Source organism: Nocardioides sp. NPDC000445, assembly GCF_040300245.1.
Classification (GTDB): Bacteria; Actinomycetota; Actinomycetes; order Propionibacteriales; family Nocardioidaceae; genus Nocardioides.
Genome location: NZ_JBEPDH010000004.1, coordinates 236,404 through 260,389 on the forward strand (window position 1 = coordinate 236,404; position 23,986 = coordinate 260,389).

Sequence of the window (23,986 nt, forward strand, 5' to 3'; positions counted from 1 at the left end):
CTGATGAGCTACTGGCACCGCACCGGTCCCCGCACCTTCACCCCGACCGAGCACGTCGGCGGCGCCTGGGACCTGGACACGCAGCACATCGCCACCCTGCTCGGGGTGCTCGCGCACGAGGTCGAGCGGGACCGCGACGCCCGCCGCGACGACGGGCTCCAGATCACCCGAGTCAGCTACGACATCCTCGGCACCGTCCCTCTCGAGCCGGTCGACCTCGAGGTCACCGTGCTCCGCGCGGGGCGCACGATCGAGCTCGTCGAGGCGCGGGCCTGCCATGGCGGCCGGCCCGTCGTGCTCCTGCGTGCCTGGCTGACCGCCGGCTACCCGACCGCGGAGCACGAGGGCACCCGTCACCCACCGATGCCGGCACCGGACGAGGTGCCGGCCTGGGACATGACGGCGCTGTGGGACGGGAGCTTCATCGCCTCGGTCGAGGTGCGTCGCGACGACCTCGGCCCGGGGCGGGCGCAGTCCTGGGTGCGTACGGCTCACCCCCTCGTCGCCGACGAGGAGGTGAGCCGGCTGGCGCAGGTCGCCGGGCTGCTCGACATCACCAACGGCGTCGCCGTCCGCGTTGATCCGAAGATCGTCAGCTTTCCCAACCTCGACCTGACCGCGCATCTGTTCCGGGCTCCGGCTGCTGGCTGGTTGGGGCTCGACACGACCGTCTCGTTCGGCCCGGAGGGCGCCGGTGTGACCACGTCCGTGCTCCATGACGAGCAGGGCGTCTTCGGCGTCAGTACGCAGTGCCTGACGGTCCGTCCCTGAAGGCTCAGCTGGCGGCCGTGACCGTGACCGGCGCGGTCGACCTGCTGGCACGCCGGTGGGCGGTGAGCATGACCACGGCGACGATCACGGCAAGGGCGTAGAAGCCGGTCGCGACCTCGAAGACGGTCGAATAGCCATGGGCCTGGGCGACGGCGCCCGGCGCGGCGTCATGGTGCACCGCGCTGCCGTACACCACGGTGAGGAGCGCGAGTCCGACCGAGCCACCGATCTGGTGGGCGGTGTTGACCAGGCCGGAGGCGGCGCCGGCGTCACCCGGGTCGACCTCGGCCATGCCGAAGTCGGTGAGGAGGATGATCGCGATGCCCTGGCCGATGCCCAGCACCAGCAGCGGCGGCAGGATCGACGCCACCGGGGTCGTCGCGTCGATCCGGCTCAGCCAGGCCATGCCGATCCCCGCGGTGACCAGGGACGTCAGCAGCAGCACGGGCTTGCTGATCCTCGGTCCGGCCCAGCGCACGGCGTAGACCATGGCGAAGAACATGCCGGTCATCGGGATGTAGACGAGTCCGGTGGCGAGCGGGCTGAGGCCACGTACGTTCTGGAGATACTGCGAGAGGAAGTAGAACGTCGAGAACATCGCGCCGACGATCAGGATCCGGCCGAGGTACGCCCCGGAGCGCTGCACGCTGAAGAAGAGCCGGATCGGCACGATCGGCTGCGAGGCCCGCAGCTCGATGAGCACGAAGGCGACGAGCAGGACCACCGACGCCGTCAGCGGGAGCAGGGTTCGGGCGCTGCCCCAGCCGATCTCGGCAGCCTCGACGAGGCCGTAGACGAGCGCCGACATACCGGCGGTGACGCTCAGTGCGCCCAGGATGTCGACCCGGCCGGGCCTGGACTCGGTCTCGGGGAGGTAGCGCGGTGAGAGGGCGAGGATCAGGATCCCGAGCGGGACATTGACCAGGAGACCCCAGCGCCAGGAGAGGTACTCGGTGAAGACGCCGCCGACGATGATCCCGACGCTCGCGCCGGCGCCGATCACCGCGCTGTAGATCGCGATCGCCCGGGTGCGCTCCTCGGGCTCGGGGAAGCTCGTGATCAGCAGCGCCAGCGTGGACGGGATCGCGAAGGCCGACGCCAGTCCCTGCAGCGTGCGCGCGACGATCAGAAGCTCGGCCGACGACGCCAGTCCGGCCAGGAGCGAGGCCGCGGTGAAGAGCGCCGTCCCGGCGATGAACACGCGGCGCCGGCCGAGCAGGTCACCGGCTCGTGCGCCGAGCAGCAGGAGGCCGCCGAAGGCGAGCACGTAGGCGTTCTGGATCCACGACAAGGACGAGTCGGTGAAGCCGAGCTCCGCCTTGATGTGGGTGAGCGCCGTGGTCACGATCGAGGCGTCGAGGGTCATCATCAGCTGGCAGCCGAGGATCACCATCAGGACCACCGCCCGGTGACGGGCACCGGCGCGCGGGGGTGTCGGAGACATGTATGCACTTCCTAAGTAACTAACGAGTTGGTTATTTCAGTGAAGCACTGAACGCCACGAAATGCAACTAACTAGTTACTTGCTTTAGGGTGGACGCATGGCCAGAGACTCCGAGGCGACCCGCACCCGCATCCTCGACGCCGCCGAGGCCGAGTTCGCGGCGTACGGCATCGCCGGCTCGCGCGTCGACCGGATCGCGGAGACGGCGCTGGCGAACAAGGCGCTGATCTACAAGTACTTCGGCACGAAGGACGAGCTCTTCGACGCCGTCTTCGCCCACCGGGTGCTCGCGTTCGTCGACGAGGTCGAGTTCGACGCCACCGACCTGCCCGCCTACGCCGGACGGTCCTTCGACCTCTACGAGCGCTTCCCCACGACGCTACGGCTGACGACCTGGTACCAGCTCGAGCGCCCGACCGGGAAGCTCCCGGCGATCGTCGCCTCCAACGACGCCAAGCTGGCCAAGATCGAGGAGGCGCAGCAGGCGGGGAAGCTGACGACGGCCTACTCGCCGCTCGAGCTGCTCACCGAGGTTCGCGCGCTGGCGATGAGCTGGCACCTCCACACCCCCGAGCTGGCTCTGGTGCGCCGGCCGAGCCGCGCTCGGTGCCGGGAGATCGTCGTCGAGAGCGTCCGGCGCCTGGTGGCTCAGGACTGACACTCAGGACTGGCGGGAGAAGAAGTCCTCGTAGCGGTGCTCCCCCGGCGGCCGCTGGTCGACCACGTCCTGCTCACGGACCCGGAGCTCGACGCGCCGGATCTTCCCCGAGATCGTCTTGGGCAGGTCGAAGAACTCCAGGCGCCGCACCCGCAGGTAGGGCGGCAGGTGGTCGCGGGCGAACTCGAGGATGGCCCGGGCGGTCTCGGCGGTCGGCTCGTGGCCGGCGGTGAGGGAGACGTACGCCTTGGGGACGGCCAGCCGCACCGGGTCCGGGGCCGGTACGACCGCCGCCTCGGCCACCGCGGGGTGCTCGATCAGGACCGACTCCAGCTCGAAGGGCGAGACCTTGTAGTCGGAGGCCTTGAAGACGTCGTCGGTGCGGCCGACGTAGGTGATGTAGCCCTCCTCGTCGCGGCTGGCGACGTCGCCGGTGTGGAAGAAGCCCCCGCGCATCGCGTCGGCCGTCCGCTTCTCGTCATCGCGGTAGGCCGTCATCAGCGTGGCCGGTCGTGCGGCGAGGTCGAGGCAGAGCTCACCCTCACCCGGCCCTTCGATCACGGTCCCCTCGATCGGGTCGACCAGCACGACCGGGACGCCGGGCAACGGGCGGCCCATCGAGCCCGGACGTACCGGCTGGCCCGGGCTGTTCGCGACCGTCGCGGTCATCTCGGTCTGCCCGAAGCCGTCCCGGATGGTCAGGCCCCACGCCTGGTGGACCTGGCTGATCACCTCGGGGTTGAGCGGCTCGCCGGCGCTGATCGCCTCGCGCAGCGACCCGCAGCCGCCGGAGAGGTCGGCCTGGATGAGCATCCGCCACACCGTCGGCGGAGCGCACATGCTGGTGACGTGCTCCTCCCGGATCCGCTGCAGCAGCGTGCCCGCCTCGAAGCGCGCGTAGTTGAGGACGAAGACGGTCGCACCGGCGAGCCAGGGCGCGAAGAAGTTCGACCAGGCGTGCTTGGCCCACCCGGGACTGGAGATGTTCATGTGGACATCGCCGGGGCGCAGCCCGAGCCAGTACATCGTCGACAGGTGTCCGACCGGGTAGGTGTAGTGCGTGTGCTCGACCAGCTTCGGACGGCTCGTGGTGCCGCTGGTGAAGTAGAGGAGCAGTGCGTCAGAGGTCGCGTTGCCCGGGTGCTCGAGCGGCTCCTGGGCCTCGGAGGCGGCAGCGGCGTAGTCGTTCCAGCCATCCCGCTCCCCCGCGCCGAGCCCGACCCCGATCCGTACGTAGTCACCGGGAACGCCGTCGAACTTGTCCGCGTCCTCGGCGTTGCAGACCACGGCCTTGGCCCGGCCCCGGGCGAGCCGATCGACCAGCTCGGCGGTGCCGACCGCCGTCGTCGTCGGCATCAGGACCGCACCGACCTTCATCGCCGCGAGCATGGTCTCCCACAGCTCGACCTGGTTGCCCAGCATGACGACCACGCTGTCGCCCAAGCCGACGCCGAGACGCCGAAGGTAGCGGGCCACCGCGTCCGAGCGACGCGCCAGCTCGTCGAAGGAGTACGCAGCTCGCGACCCGTCCGACTCGGCGATGACCAGCGCCGGAGCGTCGTTGCCCCGAGCCATCGGGTCGAACCAGTCATGGGCGAAGTTGAAGGTCGCCCCGACGTCGGGCCAGCGGAAGGTGTCCAGCGCCTCGGCGTAGTCCAGGCGCTGGGCGATCAGCGCGTCCCGGGCGGCGAGCAGGGCGTCGGTCGAGGTCGAACGAGTCATGGCGGTCATCATCGTCGCGACGCCGACCCCGCCCTACCCCCGGAAGAGGGGGCTGGGTGCAGCGGATCCTGGCCGGTTGGTTCCGTGTCACCCGTGACGGGTGACGCGGCGGCCCCGTCCGTGACCGCATCCTGAGGGTTCAGTTCGTACGATGAATCGAGACTTCCATGGGAAAGGCGCCTGCCTCTGGCCAGCGGAGAGCCCGGTGATGAGCAGTCGATCAGATGAGCGGAGTCCCCGGTCCAAGGCCTGGTCGCGTCCGATCCTGACCTTCGGCGGCCTGTTGGTCGCCTACTTCGCCTTCCCTCTGAAGTGGACGGCAGACTCGGCCGTGGCCGTGGGCGCGAGCTTGCTGGTGACGGTGGGGGCGCTCGCGCTCGTCGGGGCGGTGATGATCAAAGAGCTCGGCTCCGTCCGCAGGGGCGCACCTGGTCGCGGCACGCGGGTTCTGGCCATGTTGCTGATCCTGCTGGTGATGGCGGCGTCGCTGACCTTCTTCCTGCTCGACCAGGCACGCCCTGACGAGCTCGTCGGCCTGAAGACGCGGACCGATGCGCTCTACTTCACCTTGAGCACCATGACCACGGTCGGCTACGGAGACGTCCACGCCGAGGGTCAGGTCGCGCGGGCGTTGGTGTGCGTGATGATCGTCTTCAACATCGTGGTGGTGGCGTCGCTCGTCCGGGCCCAGACCAGTTCCCCGACTCGCCCTCGGAACGACTAGGCAGCCGGGCCGACCACCGTCGCTACGACCTCAGCCCACCGACGATCACGGTCGGCTCGACGTCGACCGGGAAGTTCACGCTGCTCGCGATGAAGCAGTCCAGGTGGGCCTGGTGGTGGGCGGAGGTCGCGGGCTCGATCATCGCAGCCTCGGCGACGGTGACGACCGGGTGCAGCACGGCCCGGGTGAACCGGCCACCGGTCCCCTGCGTCTCCATGGTGGCGGTCGCGGCGTCGTGGTAGTCGAGAACGACCACGCCCACCGTCACCGCCTGGTGCAGGTAGGAGAGCATGTGGCACTGCGCCAGCGAGGTCAGCAGCAGCTGCTCGGGGTTGTGCCGGCTCGCGTCGCCGCGGAAGGTCGGATCGGCGGAGCCGAGGATGTCGGGCAGGCCCTCGATGCGTACGACGTGGTCTCGGGCGTAGTCGCGGTAGCCGCTCGTCCCGGTGCCACGGTTGCCCGTCCACTCCACCGAGACCTTGTAGTCGTGGGTCAGTGCCATGCGCCCACGCTATCGCCGGGCCGTGGTCGGCGCGTATGCGTGGCGGCCCGCACGGTTACCGCGCACGCCATGACCCACCTGGCACCCGCTGAAGGAGAACGCACACCATCGAGCGTCCCCGCACCCGCTGGGCGCACCGGCCCCGGGTGGTGGCGATCCGCCGTCGTCTACCAGGTCTACCCACGCAGCTTCGCCGACGGGAACGGTGACGGCGTGGGCGACCTTCGCGGGATCAGGCAGCGTCTCGACCACCTCGAGTGGCTCGGGGTCGACGTCTTGTGGATCTCCCCCGTCTACCCCTCGCCGATGGCCGACAACGGCTACGACGTCAGCGACTATCACGATGTCGACCCGACGTACGGAACGCTCGCGGAGCTCGACGCCCTGATCGCCGACCTCCACCAGCGCGGGATGAAGCTGGTGATGGATCTCGTCGCGAACCACACCTCGGACGAGCATCCCTGGTTCCTGGAGTCGAGCTCGAGCCCCGAGAGCCCCAAGCGCGACTGGTACTGGTGGCGCGACGAGCCCAACAACTGGGGCTCGTTCTTCTCCGGGCCGGCCTGGACCTACAGCGAGGGCAGGGCCGCCTACTACATTCATCTGTTCACCAAGAAGCAGCCGGATCTGAACTGGGAGAACCCCGAGGTGCGGCAGGCGGTCTACGAGGTGCTGCGCTGGTGGCTGGACCGCGGCGTCGACGGCTTCCGCATGGACGTGGTGAACCTGATCTCCAAGGACCCGGAGCTTCCGGAGGCACCGGTCCTCCCCGGGCAGCGCTACGGCAACATGCGGCAGTCGGTGATCGACGGTCCGCGCGTGCACGAGTTCCTCGCCGAGATGCACCGCGAGGTCTTCGACCGGTACGACCGCGACCTGCTGCTGGTCGGTGAGACCGGCGAGACGACGGTCGAGGAGGGCCGGCTCTACACCGACCCAGCGCGCCGGGAGCTCGACATGGTCCTGCACTACGAGCACGTCGAGATCGATCACGGCACGTTCAAGTGGGACGTACGCCCCTTCGACCTCGGTCGACTCCGTGACCGGCTCGCGGCCTGGCAGGAAGGTCTGGCGGACGTGGGCTGGAACAGCCTCTACTGGGACAACCACGACCAGCCGCGAGTCGTGTCGCGGTACGGCGACGACGGCCGCTGGCGAGCCGAGTCGGCCAAGCTGCTCGCGACCGTGCTGCACCTGCAGCGGGGCACCCCGTTCGTCTACCAGGGCGACGAGATCGGGATGACGAACTTCCCGTTCACCTCCATCGACCAGGTCGACGACGTGGAAGCGGTGAACTACTACCACGAGGCGGTCGCCCTCGGCGTGGATCCCGAGGACGTGATGCGTTCGCTCCGGGCGATGTGCCGCGACAACGGGCGTACGCCGATGCAGTGGGACGCCTCCTCCTCCGCCGGCTTCACCACCGGAACGCCGTGGCTCGCGGTCAACCCGAACTACGCCGAGATCAATGTCGCCGCACAGGTCGACGACCCGGACTCGGTGCTCATGCACTACCGCCGGCTGATCCGGCTGCGCCACGAGGACCCGGCCGTGGTCGACGGCGACTTCACCCTGCTGTCCGACAGCCATCCGCAGATCTTCGCGTTCCGCCGGCGCCACGAGAGCGGGCAGCTGGTCGTGCTCGCGAACGTCAGCAGCTCCGAGGCGCAACTGGGCGAGCTCGTCGGAGAGAGCCGCGGCGAGCTCGTGATCGGGAACGGCAGCGGCCCGGTGATGGCCCCGTGGGAGGCGCGTGTCTACCGCCGCTGAGGCCTCTGCGTCAGCCGGTGAGCATCCAGACCGCGTCGTCCGGAGGAAGGACGGAGCCCGGCCGCTCGCCGCTGCAGATCACGACGTCACCGTCGGGCAGCGGCGTGGGCGCCGTACCGCAGTTGAGGAAGATGCTCAGCCGGCCGCGCCGGAAGGCGATGACGCCGTCCGGCGCGTCGAGGAACCTCACCTCGTCGCCGGCTCCGCGGGCGTAGCGGCGGCGAGCGGCCAGGGCCGCCCGGTAGAACTCTAGGGTCGAGCCCGGCCGACCGGTCTGGGCGGCCACGGTCAGGTCCGCCCACTGGACCGGCTGCGGCAGCCAGGGCTGTTGCTCGCCGGGGCTGAAGCCGAAGGGCGGTGCGTGACCACTCCACGGCAACGGCATCCGGCAGCCGTCGCGGCCGTTGCCGCCCTTCGCCCACGGGTCCTGCTGGTGCTCCGGGGGCAGCTCCACATGCGGTAGCCCGAGCTCCTCGCCCTGGTAGAGGTACGCCGACCCGGGCAGTGCCAGCATCGTCAGCGTCGCCGCGCGGGCGCGGGCGAGCGCCTGTGGGCCGTCGCCGTAACGGGTCCGATGGCGGACCGCGTCGTGGTTGGAGAGCACCCAGGTCGGCCAGGCTCGGGAAGGCTCGAGCGCCTGCAGGGTGGACATGATCGCCTCGGTGAACTCCACCGCCGACCACTTCGACTGCAGCCACAGGAAGTTGAACGCCTGGTCGAACTCGTCCGTACGCAGGTAGCCGCGCAGGTCCGCGGGCCATTGGGTCCACGCCTCGGCGAGCAGCATCCGCTCACCGGGGTAGGAGGCGACGATCTTGTGCCAGTCGCGGTAGACGTCATGCACCTCCGGGCGGTCCCACATCGGGTCGTCCTCAACACCGGCGTCGTACATCACCGCAGGGTCGGAGTTCGGTGAGTATCCCTCCGGGACCTTCTGGTCGCGCAGGTCCTTCATCAGGCCATGGGCGACGTCGACCCGGAACCCGTCGACGCCACGGTCCAGCCAGAACCTGAGTACGGAACGGAACTCCTCGGCCACCTCGGGATTGCGCCAGTTGAGGTCGGGTTCCTCCTCGTCGAACATGTGGAGGTACCACTGTCCGCCATCCACCCGCGTCCACGCCCCGCTGCCGAAGACGGAGCGCCAGTTGGTCGGTGGCTCGTCGCCGTCCGGTCCTCGGCCGTCGCGAAAGATATAGCGATCCCGCTCGGCCGAGCCGGGGCCGGCCGCGAGCGCCTCGGTGAACCACGGGTGGGCCGAGGAGGTGTGGTTGGGGATCAGGTCGATGATCACCCGCAGGCCGACTTGGTGAGCCCTCTCCAGCAGATGCTCGGCATCGGAGAGCGACCCGAAGAGCGGGTCGACATCGCGGTTGTCCACGACGTCGTACCCGTAGTCGCTCTGCGGCGACGGGTAGAACGGCGAGAGCCAGATCGCGTCGACACCGAGGTCGGCCAGATATTCCAGCCTCGAGGTGATGCCGGCGAGATCGCCGGTGCCGTCCCCGTCCGCATCGGCGAACGAGCGCGGATAGATCTGGTACGTCACGGCCTCACGCCACCACGGAGCATCCACGGGAGTCCGGTAACCGGATGCCGCCCAGGTCATGCCACCAGGTAGGGCCTCAGAGATCGTGGTCGGCGGGGTGGAGCTGCGGGCCGGCGACACCACAGTGGGCGCACGTCTCGATGTGCACGCGGTGCTCGTCCGGCTCCGCTTCGGCGGCGAGCGGACGCCGTACGAACACCGCCGCGAGCGCCGCGCCGAGGATCAGCAGACCGGCGTTGATGAGCATCGCCATGCCGTAGCCCTCGTCGAAGGTCTGTGGGTCTGTGTAGTCGTCGCCGGCGATCCCGACCGCCGCCGGGATGACGGCGACGGCCAGCAGCCCGGCGGTCCGGGCGACTGCGTTGTTGACGCCCGAGGCGATGCCGGCATGCCGGTCGTCGGCGGCGTCGAGCACGGTGGCGGTCAACGGCGAGACCAGCAGAGTGAGCCCGACAGCGAAGAGCAGGACGGGTGCGAGCACGTCGAGGACGTACGTCGCATCGGGGCCGATCCGCCCCATCCAGAGTGCGCCGCCGGCCGCGAGCAGCGGCCCGAGTGTCATCGGCAGGCGCGGACCGATGCGCTGCGCCAACCTGCCCGCCCGGGCCGAGAAGAGCAGCATCACCACGGTCACCGGCAGCAGCGCCGATCCCGCGGCGAGTGGCGACCAGCCACTGACGATCTGGAGCTGGAGGACGAGCAGCACGAAGATCACGCCGAGCGCGGCGTACACGAGCAGGGTCACGGCGTTGGCCGCGCTGAACTGAGGATTGCGGAACAGCTCGAGCGGGACCAGCGGATGGGTCGAGCGGGCCTCGACGACCACGAAGGCGACCAGGCAGGCGACTCCGACTGCGGCCGTCGCCGCCACGGTGCCGACGAGGCCCACCTCGCCCGCCCGGGTGAGTCCGAAGGTGAGAGCGCCGAGCCCGGCGGCGGCGAGCACCGTGCCGGTCAGGTCGAGCCGGCCGCCGGCCTCCGGGTCTCGGCTCTCCGGGACGTGGCGCAGGGCGACGATGACGATGAGCACCGCGACGGGGACGTTGATGAGGAAGACCAGCCGCCAGTCGATCTCGACCAGCCAGCCCCCGACGAGCGGTCCGACCGCGGCCGCGACACCGCTGAAACCCGACCAGGCGCCCACGGCAGCGGGCCGGTCGTCGACATGGAACGACGCCGCGATGATCGCCAGGCTCCCCGGAGTCAGCAGGGCACCCCCGACCCCCTGCAGCCCCCGCGCGGCGATCAGCAGCTCGATGTTGGGAGCCAGCCCGCACAGCAGCGACGCGAGGGCGAACCACACCACGCCGATCAGGAACACCCGGCGCCGGCCGAAGCGGTCACCGAGGGAACCGCCGAGGAGGATCAGCGCCGCGAGGCTCAGCGTGTAGGCGTTGACCGTCCACTGCAGACCGGAGAAGCCCGTGTCGAGATCGTCCCCGATCCGGCCGAGAGCGACGTTGACGACGGTCGAGTCGAGCAACGCCAAGCCCGAGCCCAGCACCGTCGTCGCCAGCACCCAGCGGCCGCGCGCCGTGCCCAGCCGGAGGACGGCGCTGTCGGTCTCGGTCACCTGCTCAGTCTAGTGAAGGCCGCTGAGGGCCTCCGCCGCGTCCCGGACGGCCCGATCCGCGACCGGTTCATCTGCCCGCAGGTCAGGTGTGGGGTCGGTAGCGGTAGCCGACACCGCGCAGCGCCGATATCGGTGAGGCGTCCCCGGACCAGCCGAGCTTGCGACGCAGCCGAAGGACCGCGAACTTGACCCGCTCGGGCGCGATCCCGGTCGGGTCGTTCCACACCTGCTCCAGCAGCTGTCTCGGCGAGAGCACGGCACCGGCGTGCTGGACCAGCACGCTGAGCAGTCGGAACTCGGTGCGGGTGAGGTCGACCGGCCGTCCGTCGACCTCGACCCGCCGGATCCGGAGGTCGACGCGGACGACACCGTCGTCGTACACGCCCGACCCGGTACGTTCGTCGCCTCGCCCCGCCGACCGCGCCCGCCGCAGCAACGCCTCGACCCTCGCCAGGAGCTCGTTGTTGTTGAACGGCTTGGTGAGGTAGTCGTCGGCACCGCCGCGGAGGCCGCGTACCTTCTCCGACTCCTCGCTGTGGGCGGTCAGCATCAGGATCGGTACGTCGGCGAAGTCGCGCACCCGATCGAGCACGGTCCAGCCGTCCATCTCGGGCAGACCCACATCCAGGATCACCAGGTCCGGTCGTACGTCGTGCACCTTGCGGAGCCCGACCCGTCCATCGGTCGCCAGCTCGAAGCCGTAGCCGCCGCGTTCGAAGAGCATCCGCAGGGCGAGCGCGACGTCCGGCTCGTCCTCGATGGCGAGGATCCTGGTCATCGGCGCTCCCGATCCAGCGGCACCGTGACTCGCACCGTCGTGCCGCGGTCCTCGACGCTCTCGACCGTGAACGATCCGTGGTGCAGCTCGACGATCGTCTTGCAGATCGCCAGGCCGAGTCCGCTGCCCGACAACCGTCTCCGTACGGCGTTCGAGCCGCGGATGAAGGTGTCGGTGATGGCGGGAACCTCGTCGTCGGGGATGCCGATGCCGGTGTCGGCCACCTCGATCACCCATGTCGACCCTGCACATCCGGCCCGGACGGTGACCGAGCCGCGGGGCATGGTGAACTTCACGGCGTTGCTCAACAGGTTGTCGAGCACCTGGCGCAGGCGGGTCGGGTCGGCGTCGAGCGGCGGGCCGTCGGCGATGTCGGCGGTCAGTCTCACCTGGCGACTGTCCGCCGCGGGCCGGTGGTCATCGACCGCGAGCTGCACCAGCTCGGACACGTCGACGGGTGACTCGTGGATCGGCAGGGTGTGCCGCTCGAGCTGGGTGATCAGCTGCAGGTCGTCGACCAGCCTCGTCAGCCGCTCCGCATTGCGTGCGATCGCGTCGAGCGCCGTCCGCTGGCGATCGGTGAGCGAACCGGAGGCCGCGTCGCCCAGGATGTCGGTGAAGCTGGCCACCGCCGTCAGCGGCGTACGGAGCTCGTGGGAGACGGCGGCCACGAAGTGGTTCTTCAGCTCCGCCGCCTCGGTCAGCACCCGGTTGCGCTCGCGGAGCTCGTGCTGGGTCGTGGTGATCTCGGTGACGTCTCGGAAGTACCACAGCGCGCCCAGGTCGGTGTCGCCGTCACGGATCGGCACGAAGTCCAGGCTCAGGCTGCGGCCGTTCATGAGCTCGAGGCCGTAGCCCAGGCACATCTTGCGGAGGGTCGCGACGTCGTCGAGCTGGGCGCGCACCGTGGCCCGCTCGCGGCAGCGGCTGGCCACGGCGCCGAGCACCTCCGAGCGCTCGACGTCTCCCCAAGCCTCGGCGCTCGAACGCCCGAAGATGCGCGCGAAGGTGTCGTTGGCCAGCACCGTCCGGCCGTCCTCGTCCTCCACCACCACGGCCGCATCGAGCTGCCGCACGAGTGCCCGAAGCCGCTTCCCTTCGATCCTGGATCGGCGCTCGGCGACCCGCTGATCGGTCACATCCAGCGCGTACGCCATCACGGCCCGCACTCCCGTCACGTCGGTCATGTCGTAGAAGACGGTGTCCATCTCCCGCCATCGGCCGTCGGCGGCGAGCACCCTGATGTCGGTCCGGGCCGCCGGAAGCTCGCGGGCGCGGACCGCACGCAGGGCGGCTGCGGCGGTGTCGACGTCGTCCGGGTGGACCGCGTCGCGCAGACCCGAGGGCAGCTCGATGTCGGGTGGATAGCCGAGCGCATCGATGATCGCATCGGAGAGCACCGACCAGGTCCCGTCGAGGCCGATCCGCACCACGACCGACCGCGCGTGCTTCACCAGGGACGAGTACGGCTCATCATTCAGACCAGCTTCCCGGAGCACGGCGTCGGGATCGAGACGCGCGACATCCTCGACGAACTCCGCAACGTCGTCCGAGTCCGCCGCAGCATCGTGGAGCAGGACCGTGGCGCGATCGACGAGATCGGAAAGGGCGTCCGGGTTCGCGCTGGTGTCCGCGTGCTCAGCTGATGGTTCCGTCTTACGACCCCCTTCTACTGGCCCTCCCCTCATCTAAGGTGCCACAAAACGACGGAAATGCGCAGAGGCAGACGCAAGATCAGCCGGTCGCACCGAGCAGCACCGCGAAGGCGCCGGCCACCAGGAACGGCCCCAGCGGCAGGTCCGACTCGAGGCTCGCCCGCCTGGTCACCAACAGAGCCAGCCCGAGGATCCCGGAGAGCACGAACGCCAGCGCGCACGCCAGCACGACCGCGGACAGCCCCCACCACCCGAGTGCGAGGCCGAGCAGGCCGGCGAGCTTCGCGTCCCCGAGGCCGAGCTGGTCGGGGCGGATCAGCACCAGCGCGAGGTAGCCCACGCCGGCCACCAGCCCGCCGATGAGGACGCCGGCGATCCGGTGCGGCTCGCCGCCGGCGAGCGCCGCGACGGTGAGCAGGCCCACGAGGATCGGGTACGCCGGCAGCGTCAGCCGATCGGGCAACCGATGCACCGCGATGTCGATGAACGCGAGCGGGACGGCCAGCAGCGCCAGGAAGGCGAACGCGAGCAGCTCGGGGCGCGGGCCGATCGCGCCCGCGACGGCACCGGTGAGAGCGGCCGCGGCGAGCTCCATGGTGCCGGCCGGTGGCCCGATCCGACGCTTGCAGCCGGGACAGCGGCCGGTCGGTGAGAGGAGCGATTGCCACTGCCGGTCGGACACCAGCTCGCGGTCGCAGCCGGGGCAGCGGGTCCGGTCGGGCTCTCCCGACGGGACCGACAGACGGAACGCCAGCGCCCGCAGCCAGGACGCGAGCAGCGCCCCGGCCGCGGAGCCGGCCATCACCATGACCGATGTCATCACAGCGTGATCCCCAGGTGCATGTCTCGACGGTAGGGCCGTCACGCGGTCCGGCCCAGGGGTCGGAAGCAGAAATGGCCGACGGTCTGTCGGCGCCCGACGGGTGTCGTCCGAACGCCCGACACGAGACGACAACGGGTCGTCCGGCCCTCGGCCAACTATGGCCGTTCGCCCGCTACAGCGTCCGCACGAGAACCGGGATCGTGAAGACATCGGGTGGCTACGGGACGCCCGGAGCCCGAGTCGGGCACTCACATCACCGTCAATCCACAAGGAGTCTCACATGCTCTCGCTCTTCACTCAGTTCTCGGCCTGGATCCACGCCCGTACGTCGTCGGACCGCGACCGCGGCGCCACCGCTGTCGAGTACGGCCTGCTCGTCGGCCTGATCGCGGTCGCCATCGTCGCGACCCTCCTGCTCCTCGGCCCTCGGCTGAACGCGCTGTTCGTCACCGTGCTCAATGCCCTGCCCGGCGGAGCCGCCGCGTAAGTCGCCTGGTCGAGAGGGCCGACCGCCGGTCGGCCCTCTCGACTCTTCTCACCCCTCGCCTCAAAGGAAACCCGAATGTCACGCATCCTCAGCCGCCCCGAGCGGGCCGACCGCGGCGCCGCCGCGGTCGAGTTCGCGCTCGTGCTGCCGCTGCTGCTGCTCGTGCTGTTCGGGCTCATCGACTTCGGCCGGGCGCTGAACGCGCAGATCGCGCTCACCCAGGCAGCTCGAGAAGGCGTACGTCTGGCTGCTCTTCAACAGCCGGGCGCCGCGGACAGGGCGCGTGCTGCCGCCGAGCCGCTGAGCGGCGTGACCGTCTCGGTCACGGCCTGTCCGGCGAATCCGGGTCCGACCGACGATGCGGTCGTCCTCGCGAACCAGAACTTCACCTTCGCCACCCCGATCGGGAGCATCGCCGACATGTTCGGCGGCGGCATCGGATCGTCGGTGCAGCTCACCGGTAGAGGAGTCATGCGATGCCTCGGCTGATCAAGCGCACCATCGACCGCACCGGGCGGGGAGGTGACGACCGCGGAGCGGTGTCGACCTTGGTCGCGATCGTGCTCGGCCTCGGACTGCTGCTCGGCATCGGCGCCCTGGTCGTCGACACCGGCATGCTCTACGTCGAGCGGGCCGAGCTCCAGAACGGTGCCGACGCGGCAGCGCTCGCGCTCGCCCAGGACTGCGGGGACGCCGACGGCTGCGCCCCGGACGCACAGCAGATCGCCACCGAGCTGGCCGGGGACAACGACGCGAGCGATGGCAAGGCCGATGCGAGCCTCGTGTGCGGAAACACGGCCGCCGGGTTCCTGACGCCGTGCCCGGCCGACGACGCGGAGTCCAGCGCGTGTCTCGGTAGCCGTCCGCCGGCACCGGGCAACTTCGTCGAGGTCCGTACCACCACCCGGCAGGACGACGACTCGACGGTGCTGCCCCCAGCGTTCGGCAAGATCCTGCGCGGCGACGACTACGACGGCCGTGGCGTGCTGGCCTGCGCACGTGCCGCCTGGGGCGGCCCGAGGGCTGCCGTCACGCTCCCGCTGACGATCTCGTTCTGCGAGTGGCAGTACGCCACCGGAGACGGCGTCGACTTCGCGCCGGCACCACCGGCCCCCGCGGACGCGAGCTACGAGCGCGTCCTGTCCGTCAAGGCGGACCACGGCGATCCGATCCCCTGCCCCGGCAGCCCCTCGGGCGGAGACCTTCCCGGCGGCTTCGGCTGGCTGGCCAACAGCGACTGCGAGGTCGACGTCGACATCGACGGGTCGTTCTCGGCGGACCCCGGCGTGTCGGGGGCGACGTGCGAGCAGCTGTTGTCGGTGGCGCGGACCTCCGGGGAACCCATCATGATCCCGATCTTCGACGTCGCCCAGGGAACCGGAAGCAACGCCACGTACCAGATGCACGGGTTCGCAGCGTTCGTGGTCACGGGCTACGACCTGGCGGGCTTCAAGGCGACCTCGACCCTGACCGGACGGAAGAAGTGCTCCTCCGCCTCCAGCGCGGCCAAGTGCGTCTTCGGCTACTTCACCAAAGACCTCGTCACCACGGCAGACACCGTGCTCGGCGGGCCGGACTTGGGCGCCACGACGGTCCAGGTCATCGGCTGAGCAACGAAAGAGAAGAGACACACCATGAAACGTTCCGTCCTCGTCCTGGGCCTCGCGCTGCTGCTCGCGGTGGTGGGCACCATGTCGGTCTTCTGGTACGTCCGCGGTGCGGATGCCCGCGCAATGGCCGGGAAGCAGGCCGTGACTGTCCTCATCGCCGATCAGGCGGTACCGGCCGGCACCGAGGCCGGGAAGGCCGTCGACACCGGCCTGCTGCGGACCGAGCAGATGCCGGCCGACACCGTGCCTGCGGGCGTACTGAGCGAGATCCCCGCGGACCTCGCGCAGCTGGTCGCCGTCGCGGACATCGCGCCCGGCCAGCTCGTGCTGCGCTCGATGTTCGACAAGAACCGGCCCAACCCGTCCGGTCTGACCGTCCCTGACGGCATGGTCGCGGTCACCGTCTCGCTCGGTGCGACCCAGGACGTCGCGGGTTACGTGAAGGCCGGGTCCGAGGTGGCCGTGTTCGACACCTATACAGAGGGCAACGCGCAGGGCCGGCCCACCGGCGACGGCCTTCCCAAGAAGCGCGGGGACATCCAGATCACCCGCGTGCTGCTGCCCCGTGTCGAGGTGCTCGCCATCGGCGGCGCTCCGGTCAAGGACGCAGCGTCGGCCAAGGAGGCCGCCGCGGCCGGCGGCCAGCAGGTCGGCGTGCTCGTCACCATGGCCGTCGACCAGCACGACGCGGAGCGGCTGATCCTCCGTTCCGAGACCGGCTCGCTCCATCTCGCGCTGCTGTCCGACACGTCCAAGGTCAAGCCTGGCCGCGGCGCCGACACCCGATCCATGACCCGCACCGAGAGTTGAGTGAGACAGCGACATGACCATCCTCTGCACCCCGTCCCAGCCCGGCGACGACCTGGTCGTCGCCCTCGGCACCGGAGTCCTGACTGCCGCCACCCTGCCCCGTGTCCGGGAGCTGCTCGAACAGCTTCCGGCCGAGAGACTCGTCGTCGTCGGGCCGGAGATCGCCTTCGAGGAGGCCGCCGGCTTCGCGACCGATCTGCGTCTGACGCGACCCCTCGTCGGTGTCGTGGCGATCCGCCCCGTGCTCGACGTCGAGACCTATGCGTACGCGATGCAGGCCGGCATCCGCGAGCTCGTCGCCACCGGCGACCTGCCCGGGCTCGCGGACGCCTGCCGGCGCTCCCGCCGGCTCTCGGAGTCGATCCTGCTGCCCGCGGAGGCAGCAACGGCCAGTGAGGCGAAGGTCATCACCGTCTTCAGCGCCAAAGGCGGCTGCGGCAAGACCACGCTGGCCACGAACCTGGCGGTCACGCTGCACGCCAACGGTGCCCGCCGAGTGTGCCTGGTCGACCTCGACCTCGCCTTCGGTGACATCGCGATCTCGCTTCAGCTCGAGCCCAGGCGGACCCTGGTGGACGCCGTCGCGATGGGCGAGAACATGGACGCGACCGGTGTGGCCGGCCTGCTCACCAGCTTCCGCCCCGGCCTGGAGTGTGTGCTCGCCCCGGTGGAGCCCGGCGACGCCGAGAAGCTTCCGGCTGCCGTGATCGACGACCTGCTCGGCGTGCTGCGCGGGATGTTCGACTACGTCGTGGTGGACACGCCGCCGCAGTTCAACGAGCACGTGCTCCGCGCGCTCGACGGGAGCGACCACCATGTGCTGCTGACGACGCCGGACCTGGCGGCGATGAAGAACCTCCGGCTCACCCTCGACATGCTCGACCTGCTCTCGTACCCCAAGGCGACCCGCAGCATCGTCCTCAACCGCGAGGACGATCGGGTCGGGATCACGGCTGGCGACGTCGAGCAGGCGCTGCGCAGCCAGCTCGCGGCCAGGATTCCCAACAATCTCGAGGTCGCCGCCTCCTTCAACCGCGGCGTTCCGATCGCGGCCGAGAAGCCGTCGCACCGCGTCAGCGTCGCGATCCAGAAGTTCGGAGCTCTGCGCATGGACGGCCCGCAGGTGCCCCAGGTGCAGACGCCCAAGGCCCCGCCTCGCCGGTGGCGTGCCGTCGGCTCTCGAAGCGGGAGAGGCGCATGAGCATGCGACTGAGCGACCGCCTTGCCGAGCAACGGCCCGGCCGGGAGCAGGTTGCAGCACACGTGGCGCCGGCAGAGGCGACCCCCGAGCCGGTCGATCCGGCCGTACGCGCGGCCCGCCACACCGACCCGTTCGCCGAGCTCAAGCGGAGCGTGCACGACAACCTGCTCGAGGAGCTCGGGCCGAGCCTGTACACCGACCAGCTCGCCGAGGACGACCTGGCGCAGCGGGTGCGGGTGACGGTCAAGAGCGTGCTGGAGCGGGAGGACACCCCGCTGACCGCCGCGGACCGCCTCCGTCTCGCCGAGGAGGTCGGGAACGAGATCCTCGGTCACGGCCCGCTCGAGCCGCTGCTGCGGGACCCCGGGATCACCGAGATCATGGTCAACGGCCCGGACCGGATCTACGTGGAGCGCTCGGGCCGCCTGTCCCCGGTGGCTGCGGCGTTCGCCGACGAGAACCACCTGAGGCGCGTCATCGACAAGATCGTCGCGCGGGTCGGGCGGCGCGTGGACGAGGCCAGCCCCATGGTCGACGCCCGACTGGCCGATGGCAGCCGGGTCAACGCCGTCGTGTCCCCCATCGCGCTCGACGGGTCGAGCCTGACCATCCGGAAGTTCTCCGCCGACCCGTTCACGGTCGCGGACCTGATCAGGTTCGGCACGATGACCAGGCCGGTCGCCGACCTGCTCTCGGCCTGCGTGCGGGGCCGGCTGAACATCATCGTCAGTGGCGGCACCGGCTCGGGGAAGACGACCACGCTCAACGTACTGTCGTCGTTCCTTCCGCACGACGAGCGCATCGTGACCATCGAGGACGCGGCAGAGCTGCAACTGCGCCAGGACCACGTCGTGCGGCTGGAGTCGCGGCCGTCCAACACCGAGGGCCGCGGCGAGATCACGATCCGCAACCTGGTCCGCAACGCGCTACGGATGCGGCCAGAGCGGATCGTCGTCGGTGAGGTACGCGACGGCGCGGCCCTCGACATGCTCCAGGCGATGAACACCGGCCACGACGGGTCGCTGACGACCGTGCACGCCAACTCACCACGCGACACGGCCTCGCGCCTGGAGACGATGGTCCTGATGGCGGGCATCGAGCTGCCGAGCCGCGCGATCCGGGAGCAGATCGCCTCGGGCATCGACCTGATCATCCAGCAGGCTCGCCTCAAGGACGGCACCCGAAGGATCACCCACATCACCGAGGTGACCGGGATGGAGGGCGATGTGCTGACCCTGCAGGACCTGTTCACGTTCGACTTCGGTGCCGGGGTCGACGAGCACGGCCGGTTCCGAGGGACGCTGCGTTCGACCGGACTGCGGCCGAGCTTCTCCGACCGGCTCGAGCACTTCGGCATCGTCATGCCCGAGCGGCTCGGCGACTTCGAGGGCCAGCGGTGAATCCGGACAGGTCCGCCCGAGCGGTGGTACGGCCCGGCCGACGGGCGATGCTCGGCGCTGCGCTCGCGCTGCTGGTGTCCCTCGCGACGCCCGCTGCCGCGGCCGCGGTCGACGCACAGCCGGGCGGCGCCTCGGTCGTCATCCTGCTCGACGCGAGCGGATCCATGCAGGGCGAGCGGTTGACGTCGGCGCAGACGGCGGCCGAGCGCTATCTCGACGCCCTGCCCGACGACATCCCCGCAGGACTGGTGACCTTCTCGGGGCCACCTCGGCTGGCGGTCTCACCCACCGTCGACCGGGATCGCGTCGACGCCGAGGTGCGGGCTGCGCAGGCTCAGGGCAGCACCTATCTCTACGACGCCATCACTCTGGGCGCGCAGACGCTCGCCAAGTCACCCGGAACTCGCAAGATGCTGCTGCTGACCGACGGCGAGGACACCGACAGCAAGCGGACGCTCCAGGAGGCCCAGGCACTTCTGCGGAAGTACGGGATCACGCTCGACGTGGGGGCCCTCGACTCGGTCCCGGCCTCAGACGCGCGCGCACAGCTGGTCGACAGCACAGGTGGGCGGCTGCTGACGGCGGAGGAGACGCAGGACCGGGCCGCGGAGCTGGTGCCCGCACCGCGGGCGGCAGCCCCGGCCGCGGTGCCGCCCGGGTGGCTGCTGTCGGTGGGCATCGTCGCGCTCTTCGCGGGGCTGGCCGGCGGGGCGTTCGCGGTGCTGGGTCCGTTGCGCCGGGACCGTCGACGGGAGCGAGGGCTCGCCATCTTGGCGCGCTATCGCGTGGCAGCGGCCGGAGCGGCTCCGCCGGGCGAGGACGCCTGGACCTCGCCGCTGCGGCACGCGATCACCTTCAGCGAGCTCATCCTCAGCTCGCGGGGCCGACGCGAGCAGGTCGCCACCGACCTCGACCTCGCCGGAATGTCGTTGAAGCCCTCGGAGTGGCTGGTCGTCCGCGCAGGTGCGAGCATCGCCCTGGGTGTGGTCAGCATGATCATCGGGGCGGCCTGGTACGTGGCCGTGCCCGTGGCCGTGCTCATCTGGTTCGCCACCCGGTCCTACCTGAGATTCCGCATCTCCCGCCGGCGCGGAGCGTTCGCGGAGCAGCTCCCGGACACGCTGAACCTCCTGGTCTCCGCCCTCCGCACCGGCTTCTCGCTGCCGCAGGCGCTCGACGGGGTGGTGCGCGACGGCACCGCACCGATCGCCGACGAGCTCGCCCGCGCCCTCGCCAGGACGCGGCTCGGCATGTCGGTGGAGGACGCGCTGGACAAGGCGGCCGGGCGGATGAGGTCCGCCGACTTCGCCTGGGTCGTGATGGCGATCCGGATCCAGCGTGAGGTCGGCGGCAACCTGGCCGGTCTCCTCGAGACGACGGCCGGGACCATGCGAGAGCGGGCGAATCTGCGCCGACAGGTCAAGGCGCTCTCGGCCGAGGGCCGGATGTCGGCGTACGTCCTGATCGCGCTCCCGATCCTGCTCGCCGGCTGGATGCTGCTCAGCAGCCGCGAGTACATCGCACCGCTCTACACCACGCCGCTCGGCTGGGTGCTGATCGTCATCGGTGTGGGGAGCCTGTCCGTGGGCTGGTTCTGGATGAACCAGCTGATCAAGGTGGAGGAATGAGCGTGCTGACACTCGGTGTCGCGGCCCTGGCTGTCGCGATCGCACTCGGCGCCATCGGTCTGTCGATGACGTGGGGGCCCGCGAACCGGCGGGTGACCAACGGGCTCGAGTCGATCGAGCTCTACTACGGAAGCGGGCAGCCGGGCATTGCGCCCGGTGGCGACGGAGTCGCGCTACCGACCCTGCTGGTCCGGCTGGGACAGCTCGCCGCGAAGCTGTCGCCGGCCGGAGTGCCGGCGTCGATCAGCCGCCGGCTCAGCCTCGCGGGCAGTCCGCGTGGCTGGCCGGTGGAGAAGGTGCTCGCCTACAAGGGGCTGGGGCTGATCGCCGGAGCAGCGCTCGGAGCGCTGCTCGGATCGCGGTCGGGGGTCGCGGTCGTCGGCTTCGGTCTGCTCGGCGCGCCCGTCGGGTTCTTCCTCCCCGATCTCCTCCTCTACAACGCCGGCTCCAAGCGCCAGGCCGTGATGCGCAAGCAACTGCCGAACACACTGGACATGCTGACCGTGTGCGTCGAGGCGGGGCTCGGGTTCGACGCCGCGCTGGCCCAGGTCGCGCGGAACACGCAAGGCCCGATGGCAGCGGAGTGCGTGCGGATGCTGCAGGAGATGCAGCTCGGCAAGTCGCGGGTCGAAGCCCTCCGGGCGCTCGCGGACCGGACGACCGTGGTCGAGCTGCGGGCGTTCGTCTCCGCGATGGTCCAGGCGTCCGACCTCGGCGTCCCGACCGGCCAGGTCCTGCACGAGCAGTCGAAGGAGATGCGGACCAAGCACCGTCAGCTCGCCGAGGAGAAGGCCCAGAAGCTCCCCGTCAAGATCCTCTTCCCGATGATGTTCTGCATCTTCCCGGCGCTGTTCATCGTCGTCCTCGGACCCGCGGTCCTGTCGATCCTGAAGATGTTCAGCGGGTAGTCCCGTGTGACGGTGCCCAGTTGGTCTCTGCAACCGTCCTGCAACCGGTTTGCACTCGGATTCGCACCCTTGGCATGGCTTCCTTGTTCTTGTCGCGATCACGTAGGACGGGGAGGGCCTCATGACGATTCGACTCGTGACGGTCGACGGGCACACGCTGCACCGATTCGGACTGTCACAACTGATGCACCAACAGCAGGACATCGAGATCATCGGTGAGGCGAGCAGCGCGGCCGAGGCGGTCGCGCTGGTCGGGGAGCTGATGCCCGACGTCGTCACCGTGGACGTCAGCCTGCCCGACCGCAACGGGCTCACGCTCGCGCGCGAGCTGCGGGACCGCTTCCCCGAGCTGGGGATCGTGGTGCTGACCTCCTTCGGCGAGGACGACGTCCTGTTCCGGGCCATGGAGACCGGCGTGTCCGCATTCGTGCCCAAGACCGCGTCGGCAACGGAGATCGTCTGCGCCATCCGGCATGCCGGGGTCGCGGCACGGTCGTTCACGGCACCCGGCCTCGCCGCCGCGCTCGTCCGGCTGCGCGACGCCCGGGACTCCTCTCCGCTGAGCGCTCGCGAGGCGGAGGTCCTGCGCCTGCTGCAGCGCGGACTGACCATCCCGCTGCTGGCCCGCACCCTGCACGTGAGCAACTCGACCGCGAAGACCTACGTGGCCCGCCTCTACGACAAGCTCGGCGCCAACAGCCGCTCCCAGGCGCTGATGGCGGCCATGGAACGCGGTCTGCTCCGGCCGCCCGCGCTCGCCGGCGCGGACGGCTGGTGAGGGCCTGCGGCTACCCGGGTTCGTCGGAACCCTCACCCACCCACGTACGCAGCCCGGGACCGTGCTGGTCGAGGGTGGGCGGCGCGGCGTGGTCGGTGGGGGTCACCTCCGCCCCGTCGGCGAAGAACCGCAGCGGCGGTCCGGGGAGGGTCAGGTGGCCGAGGGTCGAGTGGTCGACGTCGATCAGCAGGCCCTGGCTGGCGGTCTGCTCCCAGGCGTAGACCTCGTCCAGGGAGCGGACCTTGCCGGCCGGGACACCGGCCTCGGCGAGCTTGACGAGCAGCTCCTCGGCCGGCCAGGGCGCGAAGAGCGTCTCGACGAGCTCGACGACCTTCTCCCGGTTGGCCGCCCGCTCGGGGTTGGTGGCCATGCCCTCGAGGTCCGGTGAGATGTCGAAGGCGGTGCAGAACCTCCGCCACAGCCCCTCGCTGCCCACGGCGATCTGCACGGTCCCGTCGGCGCAGCGGAACAGGCCGTACGGCGAGATGCTCGGGTGATGGTTTCCCTGGGCTCGCCCGACCTCGCCTGCCACGGTCCAGCGAGTGCCCTGGAAACCGTGGACGCCGACCACGGCGGAGAGCAGCGAGGTGCGTACGACCGTGCCGCGGCCGGTGCGGTCGCGCTCGTGGAGCGCGGCGAGCAGACCGTAGGCGCCGTACATCCCCGCCAGCAGATCGGCGATCGGGGTGCCGACCCGTTGGGGGTCGTCGGGACCGGATCCGGTGAGCGACATCAGACCGGCCTCGCCCTGCGCGATCTGGTCGTAGCCGGACCGGCCGCCCTCGGGGCCGTCGTGGCCGAACCCGGTGATCGAGAGCACGACGAGGCGCGGGTTACGGGCCTGGAGCTCGTCGATGCCGAGCCCGAGCCGGTCCAGGACTCCGGTGCGGAAGTTCTCGATGAGCACGTCGGCCCGGTCGACCAGGCGCAGCAGCACGTCCTTGTCGTCGGAGTCCTTGAGATCGAGGGTGATCGACTCCTTGTTGCGGTTGGCGGAGAGGAAGTACGTCGCCTCCCGCTGCCCCTCCTCCCCCACGAACGGCGGGCCCCAGCCACGGGTGTCGTCGCCGTGTCCGGGCGCCTCCACCTTGATCACGCGGGCGCCGAGGTCGCCCATCATCATCGCGGCGTGCGGCCCGGCCAGAGCGCGGGAGAGGTCGAGGACGACGACGTCGTCGAGTGGTCCACGCATGCG

General features: G+C 70.3%; 23 protein-coding genes. 14 read left to right on the forward strand and 9 right to left on the reverse strand.

The features are described 5' to 3' along the window. The first annotated feature begins 3 nt into the window (after window positions 1-3). Complete coding sequence (locus ABT304_RS07615) at window positions 4-771, forward strand: thioesterase family protein (protein ID WP_350714122.1); 768 nt, start codon at window positions 4-6, stop codon at window positions 769-771. Window positions 772-775: 4 nt separating this feature from the next. On the opposite strand, the gene ABT304_RS07620 is transcribed toward ABT304_RS07615, so the two are convergent. Then, window positions 776-2,215, reverse strand: a complete 1,440-nt coding sequence (locus tag ABT304_RS07620) for an MFS transporter (RefSeq protein WP_350714124.1) — start codon at window positions 2,213-2,215, stop codon at window positions 776-778. Window positions 2,216-2,312: 97 nt separating this feature from the next. Between ABT304_RS07620 and ABT304_RS07625 the strand changes: the two genes are divergently transcribed. Then, window positions 2,313-2,873 carry a TetR/AcrR family transcriptional regulator gene (locus tag ABT304_RS07625; RefSeq protein ID WP_350714125.1) on the forward strand — a complete coding sequence of 187 codons (561 nt, stop codon included), beginning with the start codon at window positions 2,313-2,315 and terminating at the stop codon, window positions 2,871-2,873. 3 nt (window positions 2,874-2,876) lie between these two features. Here ABT304_RS07625 and ABT304_RS07630 read toward each other — a convergent pair whose 3' ends face one another. Further along, window positions 2,877-4,595 (reverse strand): AMP-binding protein, encoded by a 1,719-nt coding sequence (locus tag ABT304_RS07630; protein ID WP_350714126.1) that lies wholly within the window; start codon window positions 4,593-4,595, stop codon window positions 2,877-2,879. 208 nt (window positions 4,596-4,803) lie between these two features. Here ABT304_RS07630 and ABT304_RS07635 point away from each other — a divergent pair, with 208 nt between their 5' ends. After that, window positions 4,804-5,319, forward strand: a complete 516-nt coding sequence (locus ABT304_RS07635; RefSeq protein ID WP_350714128.1) for a potassium channel family protein — start codon at window positions 4,804-4,806, stop codon at window positions 5,317-5,319. Between the two features lie 22 nt (window positions 5,320-5,341). On the opposite strand, the gene ABT304_RS07640 is transcribed toward ABT304_RS07635, so the two are convergent. Continuing rightward, a complete protein-coding gene (locus ABT304_RS07640; protein WP_350714130.1) occupies window positions 5,342-5,821 on the reverse strand; it encodes an OsmC family protein in 480 nt (159 codons plus the stop codon). Window positions 5,822-5,890: 69 nt separating this feature from the next. Here ABT304_RS07640 and ABT304_RS07645 point away from each other — a divergent pair, with 69 nt between their 5' ends. Beyond that, complete coding sequence (locus ABT304_RS07645; protein WP_350714132.1) at window positions 5,891-7,591, forward strand: alpha-glucosidase; 1,701 nt, start codon at window positions 5,891-5,893, stop codon at window positions 7,589-7,591. A 10-nt stretch (window positions 7,592-7,601) separates the two neighbouring features. Here the strand turns inward: ABT304_RS07645 and ABT304_RS07650 are convergent, their stop codons facing one another. The 4 genes from ABT304_RS07650 to ABT304_RS07665 all read right to left on the reverse strand — a co-directional run bounded on the left by ABT304_RS07650 (window position 7,602) and on the right by ABT304_RS07665 (window position 12,945). After that, a complete protein-coding gene (locus ABT304_RS07650) occupies window positions 7,602-9,200 on the reverse strand; it encodes a glycoside hydrolase family 13 protein (protein WP_502890300.1) in 1,599 nt (532 codons plus the stop codon). A 16-nt stretch (window positions 9,201-9,216) separates the two neighbouring features. Beyond that, window positions 9,217-10,713: an MFS transporter gene (locus ABT304_RS07655; protein ID WP_350714136.1), complete on the reverse strand. Its 1,497-nt coding sequence runs from the start codon at window positions 10,711-10,713 to the stop codon at window positions 9,217-9,219. Window positions 10,714-10,795: 82 nt separating this feature from the next. Further along, window positions 10,796-11,491 carry a response regulator transcription factor gene (locus tag ABT304_RS07660; RefSeq protein WP_350714138.1) on the reverse strand — a complete coding sequence of 232 codons (696 nt, stop codon included), beginning with the start codon at window positions 11,489-11,491 and terminating at the stop codon, window positions 10,796-10,798. Beyond that, a complete protein-coding gene (locus ABT304_RS07665) occupies window positions 11,488-12,945 on the reverse strand; it encodes a sensor histidine kinase (protein ID WP_350714140.1) in 1,458 nt (485 codons plus the stop codon). Before ABT304_RS07665 ends, ABT304_RS07660 begins: the two co-directional genes overlap by 4 nt. Between ABT304_RS07665 and ABT304_RS07670 the strand changes: the two genes are divergently transcribed. Beyond that, window positions 12,937-13,137 carry a hypothetical protein gene (locus ABT304_RS07670; protein WP_350714142.1) on the forward strand — a complete coding sequence of 67 codons (201 nt, stop codon included), beginning with the start codon at window positions 12,937-12,939 and terminating at the stop codon, window positions 13,135-13,137. The two genes, ABT304_RS07665 and ABT304_RS07670, sit on opposite strands and share 9 nt — an antisense overlap. Before the next feature lie 88 nt (window positions 13,138-13,225). On the opposite strand, the gene ABT304_RS07675 is transcribed toward ABT304_RS07670, so the two are convergent. Beyond that, window positions 13,226-13,966, reverse strand: a complete 741-nt coding sequence (locus tag ABT304_RS07675) for a prepilin peptidase (RefSeq protein WP_350714144.1) — start codon at window positions 13,964-13,966, stop codon at window positions 13,226-13,228. 283 nt (window positions 13,967-14,249) lie between these two features. Here ABT304_RS07675 and ABT304_RS07680 point away from each other — a divergent pair, with 283 nt between their 5' ends. From ABT304_RS07680 to ABT304_RS07720, 9 genes are all read left to right on the forward strand, one after another. Next, a complete protein-coding gene (locus ABT304_RS07680; RefSeq protein ID WP_160023429.1) occupies window positions 14,250-14,456 on the forward strand; it encodes a Flp family type IVb pilin in 207 nt (68 codons plus the stop codon). A 75-nt stretch (window positions 14,457-14,531) separates the two neighbouring features. Beyond that, window positions 14,532-14,945: a TadE/TadG family type IV pilus assembly protein gene (locus ABT304_RS07685; protein WP_350714146.1), complete on the forward strand. Its 414-nt coding sequence runs from the start codon at window positions 14,532-14,534 to the stop codon at window positions 14,943-14,945. Beyond that, window positions 14,933-16,066 (forward strand): pilus assembly protein TadG-related protein, encoded by a 1,134-nt coding sequence (locus ABT304_RS07690; RefSeq protein WP_350714148.1) that lies wholly within the window; start codon window positions 14,933-14,935, stop codon window positions 16,064-16,066. Before ABT304_RS07685 ends, ABT304_RS07690 begins: the two co-directional genes overlap by 13 nt. 24 nt (window positions 16,067-16,090) lie before the next feature. Beyond that, entirely contained in the window at window positions 16,091-16,876 is a 786-nt protein-coding gene (gene cpaB, locus ABT304_RS07695; protein ID WP_350714150.1) for a Flp pilus assembly protein CpaB, read from the forward strand. 13 nt (window positions 16,877-16,889) lie between these two features. After that, window positions 16,890-18,077 (forward strand): CpaE/TadZ family protein, encoded by a 1,188-nt coding sequence (locus tag ABT304_RS07700; protein WP_350714152.1) that lies wholly within the window; start codon window positions 16,890-16,892, stop codon window positions 18,075-18,077. Continuing rightward, complete coding sequence (locus ABT304_RS07705) at window positions 18,074-19,477, forward strand: TadA family conjugal transfer-associated ATPase (protein ID WP_350714153.1); 1,404 nt, start codon at window positions 18,074-18,076, stop codon at window positions 19,475-19,477. Before ABT304_RS07700 ends, ABT304_RS07705 begins: the two co-directional genes overlap by 4 nt. A gap of 47 nt (window positions 19,478-19,524) precedes the next feature. Then, on the forward strand, window positions 19,525-21,105 hold the full coding sequence (locus ABT304_RS07710) for a type II secretion system F family protein (RefSeq protein ID WP_350714155.1): 1,581 nt from the start codon (window positions 19,525-19,527) through the stop codon (window positions 21,103-21,105). Next, window positions 21,102-22,013 carry a type II secretion system F family protein gene (locus ABT304_RS07715; protein WP_350714156.1) on the forward strand — a complete coding sequence of 304 codons (912 nt, stop codon included), beginning with the start codon at window positions 21,102-21,104 and terminating at the stop codon, window positions 22,011-22,013. The genes ABT304_RS07710 and ABT304_RS07715 overlap by 4 nt, the downstream gene beginning before the upstream one ends. A 121-nt stretch (window positions 22,014-22,134) precedes the next feature. Beyond that, window positions 22,135-22,791, forward strand: a complete 657-nt coding sequence (locus ABT304_RS07720) for a response regulator transcription factor (protein ID WP_350714157.1) — start codon at window positions 22,135-22,137, stop codon at window positions 22,789-22,791. 10 nt (window positions 22,792-22,801) lie between these two features. Here the strand turns inward: ABT304_RS07720 and ABT304_RS07725 are convergent, their stop codons facing one another. Then, on the reverse strand, window positions 22,802-23,983 hold the full coding sequence (locus ABT304_RS07725) for a CaiB/BaiF CoA transferase family protein (RefSeq protein WP_350714159.1): 1,182 nt from the start codon (window positions 23,981-23,983) through the stop codon (window positions 22,802-22,804). Between the last annotated feature and the right edge of the window lie 3 nt (window positions 23,984-23,986).

What these genes read in the sequence shown, in the direction of transcription:
- ABT304_RS07640 (WP_350714130.1), bottom strand. Translation starts at nt 5,821, where the DNA reads ATGGCACTGACCCACGACTACAAGGTCTCGGTGGAGTGGACGGGCAAC.
- ABT304_RS07625 (WP_350714125.1), top strand. Translation starts at nt 2,313, where the DNA reads ATGGCCAGAGACTCCGAGGCGACCCGCACCCGCATCCTCGACGCCGCC.
- ABT304_RS07680 (WP_160023429.1), top strand. Translation starts at nt 14,250, where the DNA reads ATGCTCTCGCTCTTCACTCAGTTCTCGGCCTGGATCCACGCCCGTACG.
- ABT304_RS07615 (WP_350714122.1), top strand. Translation starts at nt 4, where the DNA reads ATGAGCTACTGGCACCGCACCGGTCCCCGCACCTTCACCCCGACCGAG.
- ABT304_RS07700 (WP_350714152.1), top strand. Translation starts at nt 16,890, where the DNA reads ATGACCATCCTCTGCACCCCGTCCCAGCCCGGCGACGACCTGGTCGTC.
- ABT304_RS07705 (WP_350714153.1), top strand. Translation starts at nt 18,074, where the DNA reads ATGAGCATGCGACTGAGCGACCGCCTTGCCGAGCAACGGCCCGGCCGG.
- ABT304_RS07630 (WP_350714126.1), bottom strand. Translation starts at nt 4,595, where the DNA reads ATGACTCGTTCGACCTCGACCGACGCCCTGCTCGCCGCCCGGGACGCG.
- ABT304_RS07650 (WP_502890300.1), bottom strand. Translation starts at nt 9,200, where the DNA reads ATGACCTGGGCGGCATCCGGTTACCGGACTCCCGTGGATGCTCCGTGG.
- ABT304_RS07720 (WP_350714157.1), top strand. Translation starts at nt 22,135, where the DNA reads ATGACGATTCGACTCGTGACGGTCGACGGGCACACGCTGCACCGATTC.
- ABT304_RS07710 (WP_350714155.1), top strand. Translation starts at nt 19,525, where the DNA reads ATGCTCGGCGCTGCGCTCGCGCTGCTGGTGTCCCTCGCGACGCCCGCT.
- ABT304_RS07715 (WP_350714156.1), top strand. Translation starts at nt 21,102, where the DNA reads ATGAGCGTGCTGACACTCGGTGTCGCGGCCCTGGCTGTCGCGATCGCA.
- ABT304_RS07645 (WP_350714132.1), top strand. Translation starts at nt 5,891, where the DNA reads ATGACCCACCTGGCACCCGCTGAAGGAGAACGCACACCATCGAGCGTC.
- ABT304_RS07620 (WP_350714124.1), bottom strand. Translation starts at nt 2,215, where the DNA reads ATGTCTCCGACACCCCCGCGCGCCGGTGCCCGTCACCGGGCGGTGGTC.
- ABT304_RS07660 (WP_350714138.1), bottom strand. Translation starts at nt 11,491, where the DNA reads ATGACCAGGATCCTCGCCATCGAGGACGAGCCGGACGTCGCGCTCGCC.
- ABT304_RS07685 (WP_350714146.1), top strand. Translation starts at nt 14,532, where the DNA reads ATGTCACGCATCCTCAGCCGCCCCGAGCGGGCCGACCGCGGCGCCGCC.
- ABT304_RS07725 (WP_350714159.1), bottom strand. Translation starts at nt 23,983, where the DNA reads ATGCGTGGACCACTCGACGACGTCGTCGTCCTCGACCTCTCCCGCGCT.
- ABT304_RS07635 (WP_350714128.1), top strand. Translation starts at nt 4,804, where the DNA reads ATGAGCAGTCGATCAGATGAGCGGAGTCCCCGGTCCAAGGCCTGGTCG.
- ABT304_RS07675 (WP_350714144.1), bottom strand. Translation starts at nt 13,966, where the DNA reads ATGACATCGGTCATGGTGATGGCCGGCTCCGCGGCCGGGGCGCTGCTC.
- ABT304_RS07690 (WP_350714148.1), top strand. Translation starts at nt 14,933, where the DNA reads ATGCCTCGGCTGATCAAGCGCACCATCGACCGCACCGGGCGGGGAGGT.
- cpaB (WP_350714150.1), top strand. Translation starts at nt 16,091, where the DNA reads ATGAAACGTTCCGTCCTCGTCCTGGGCCTCGCGCTGCTGCTCGCGGTG.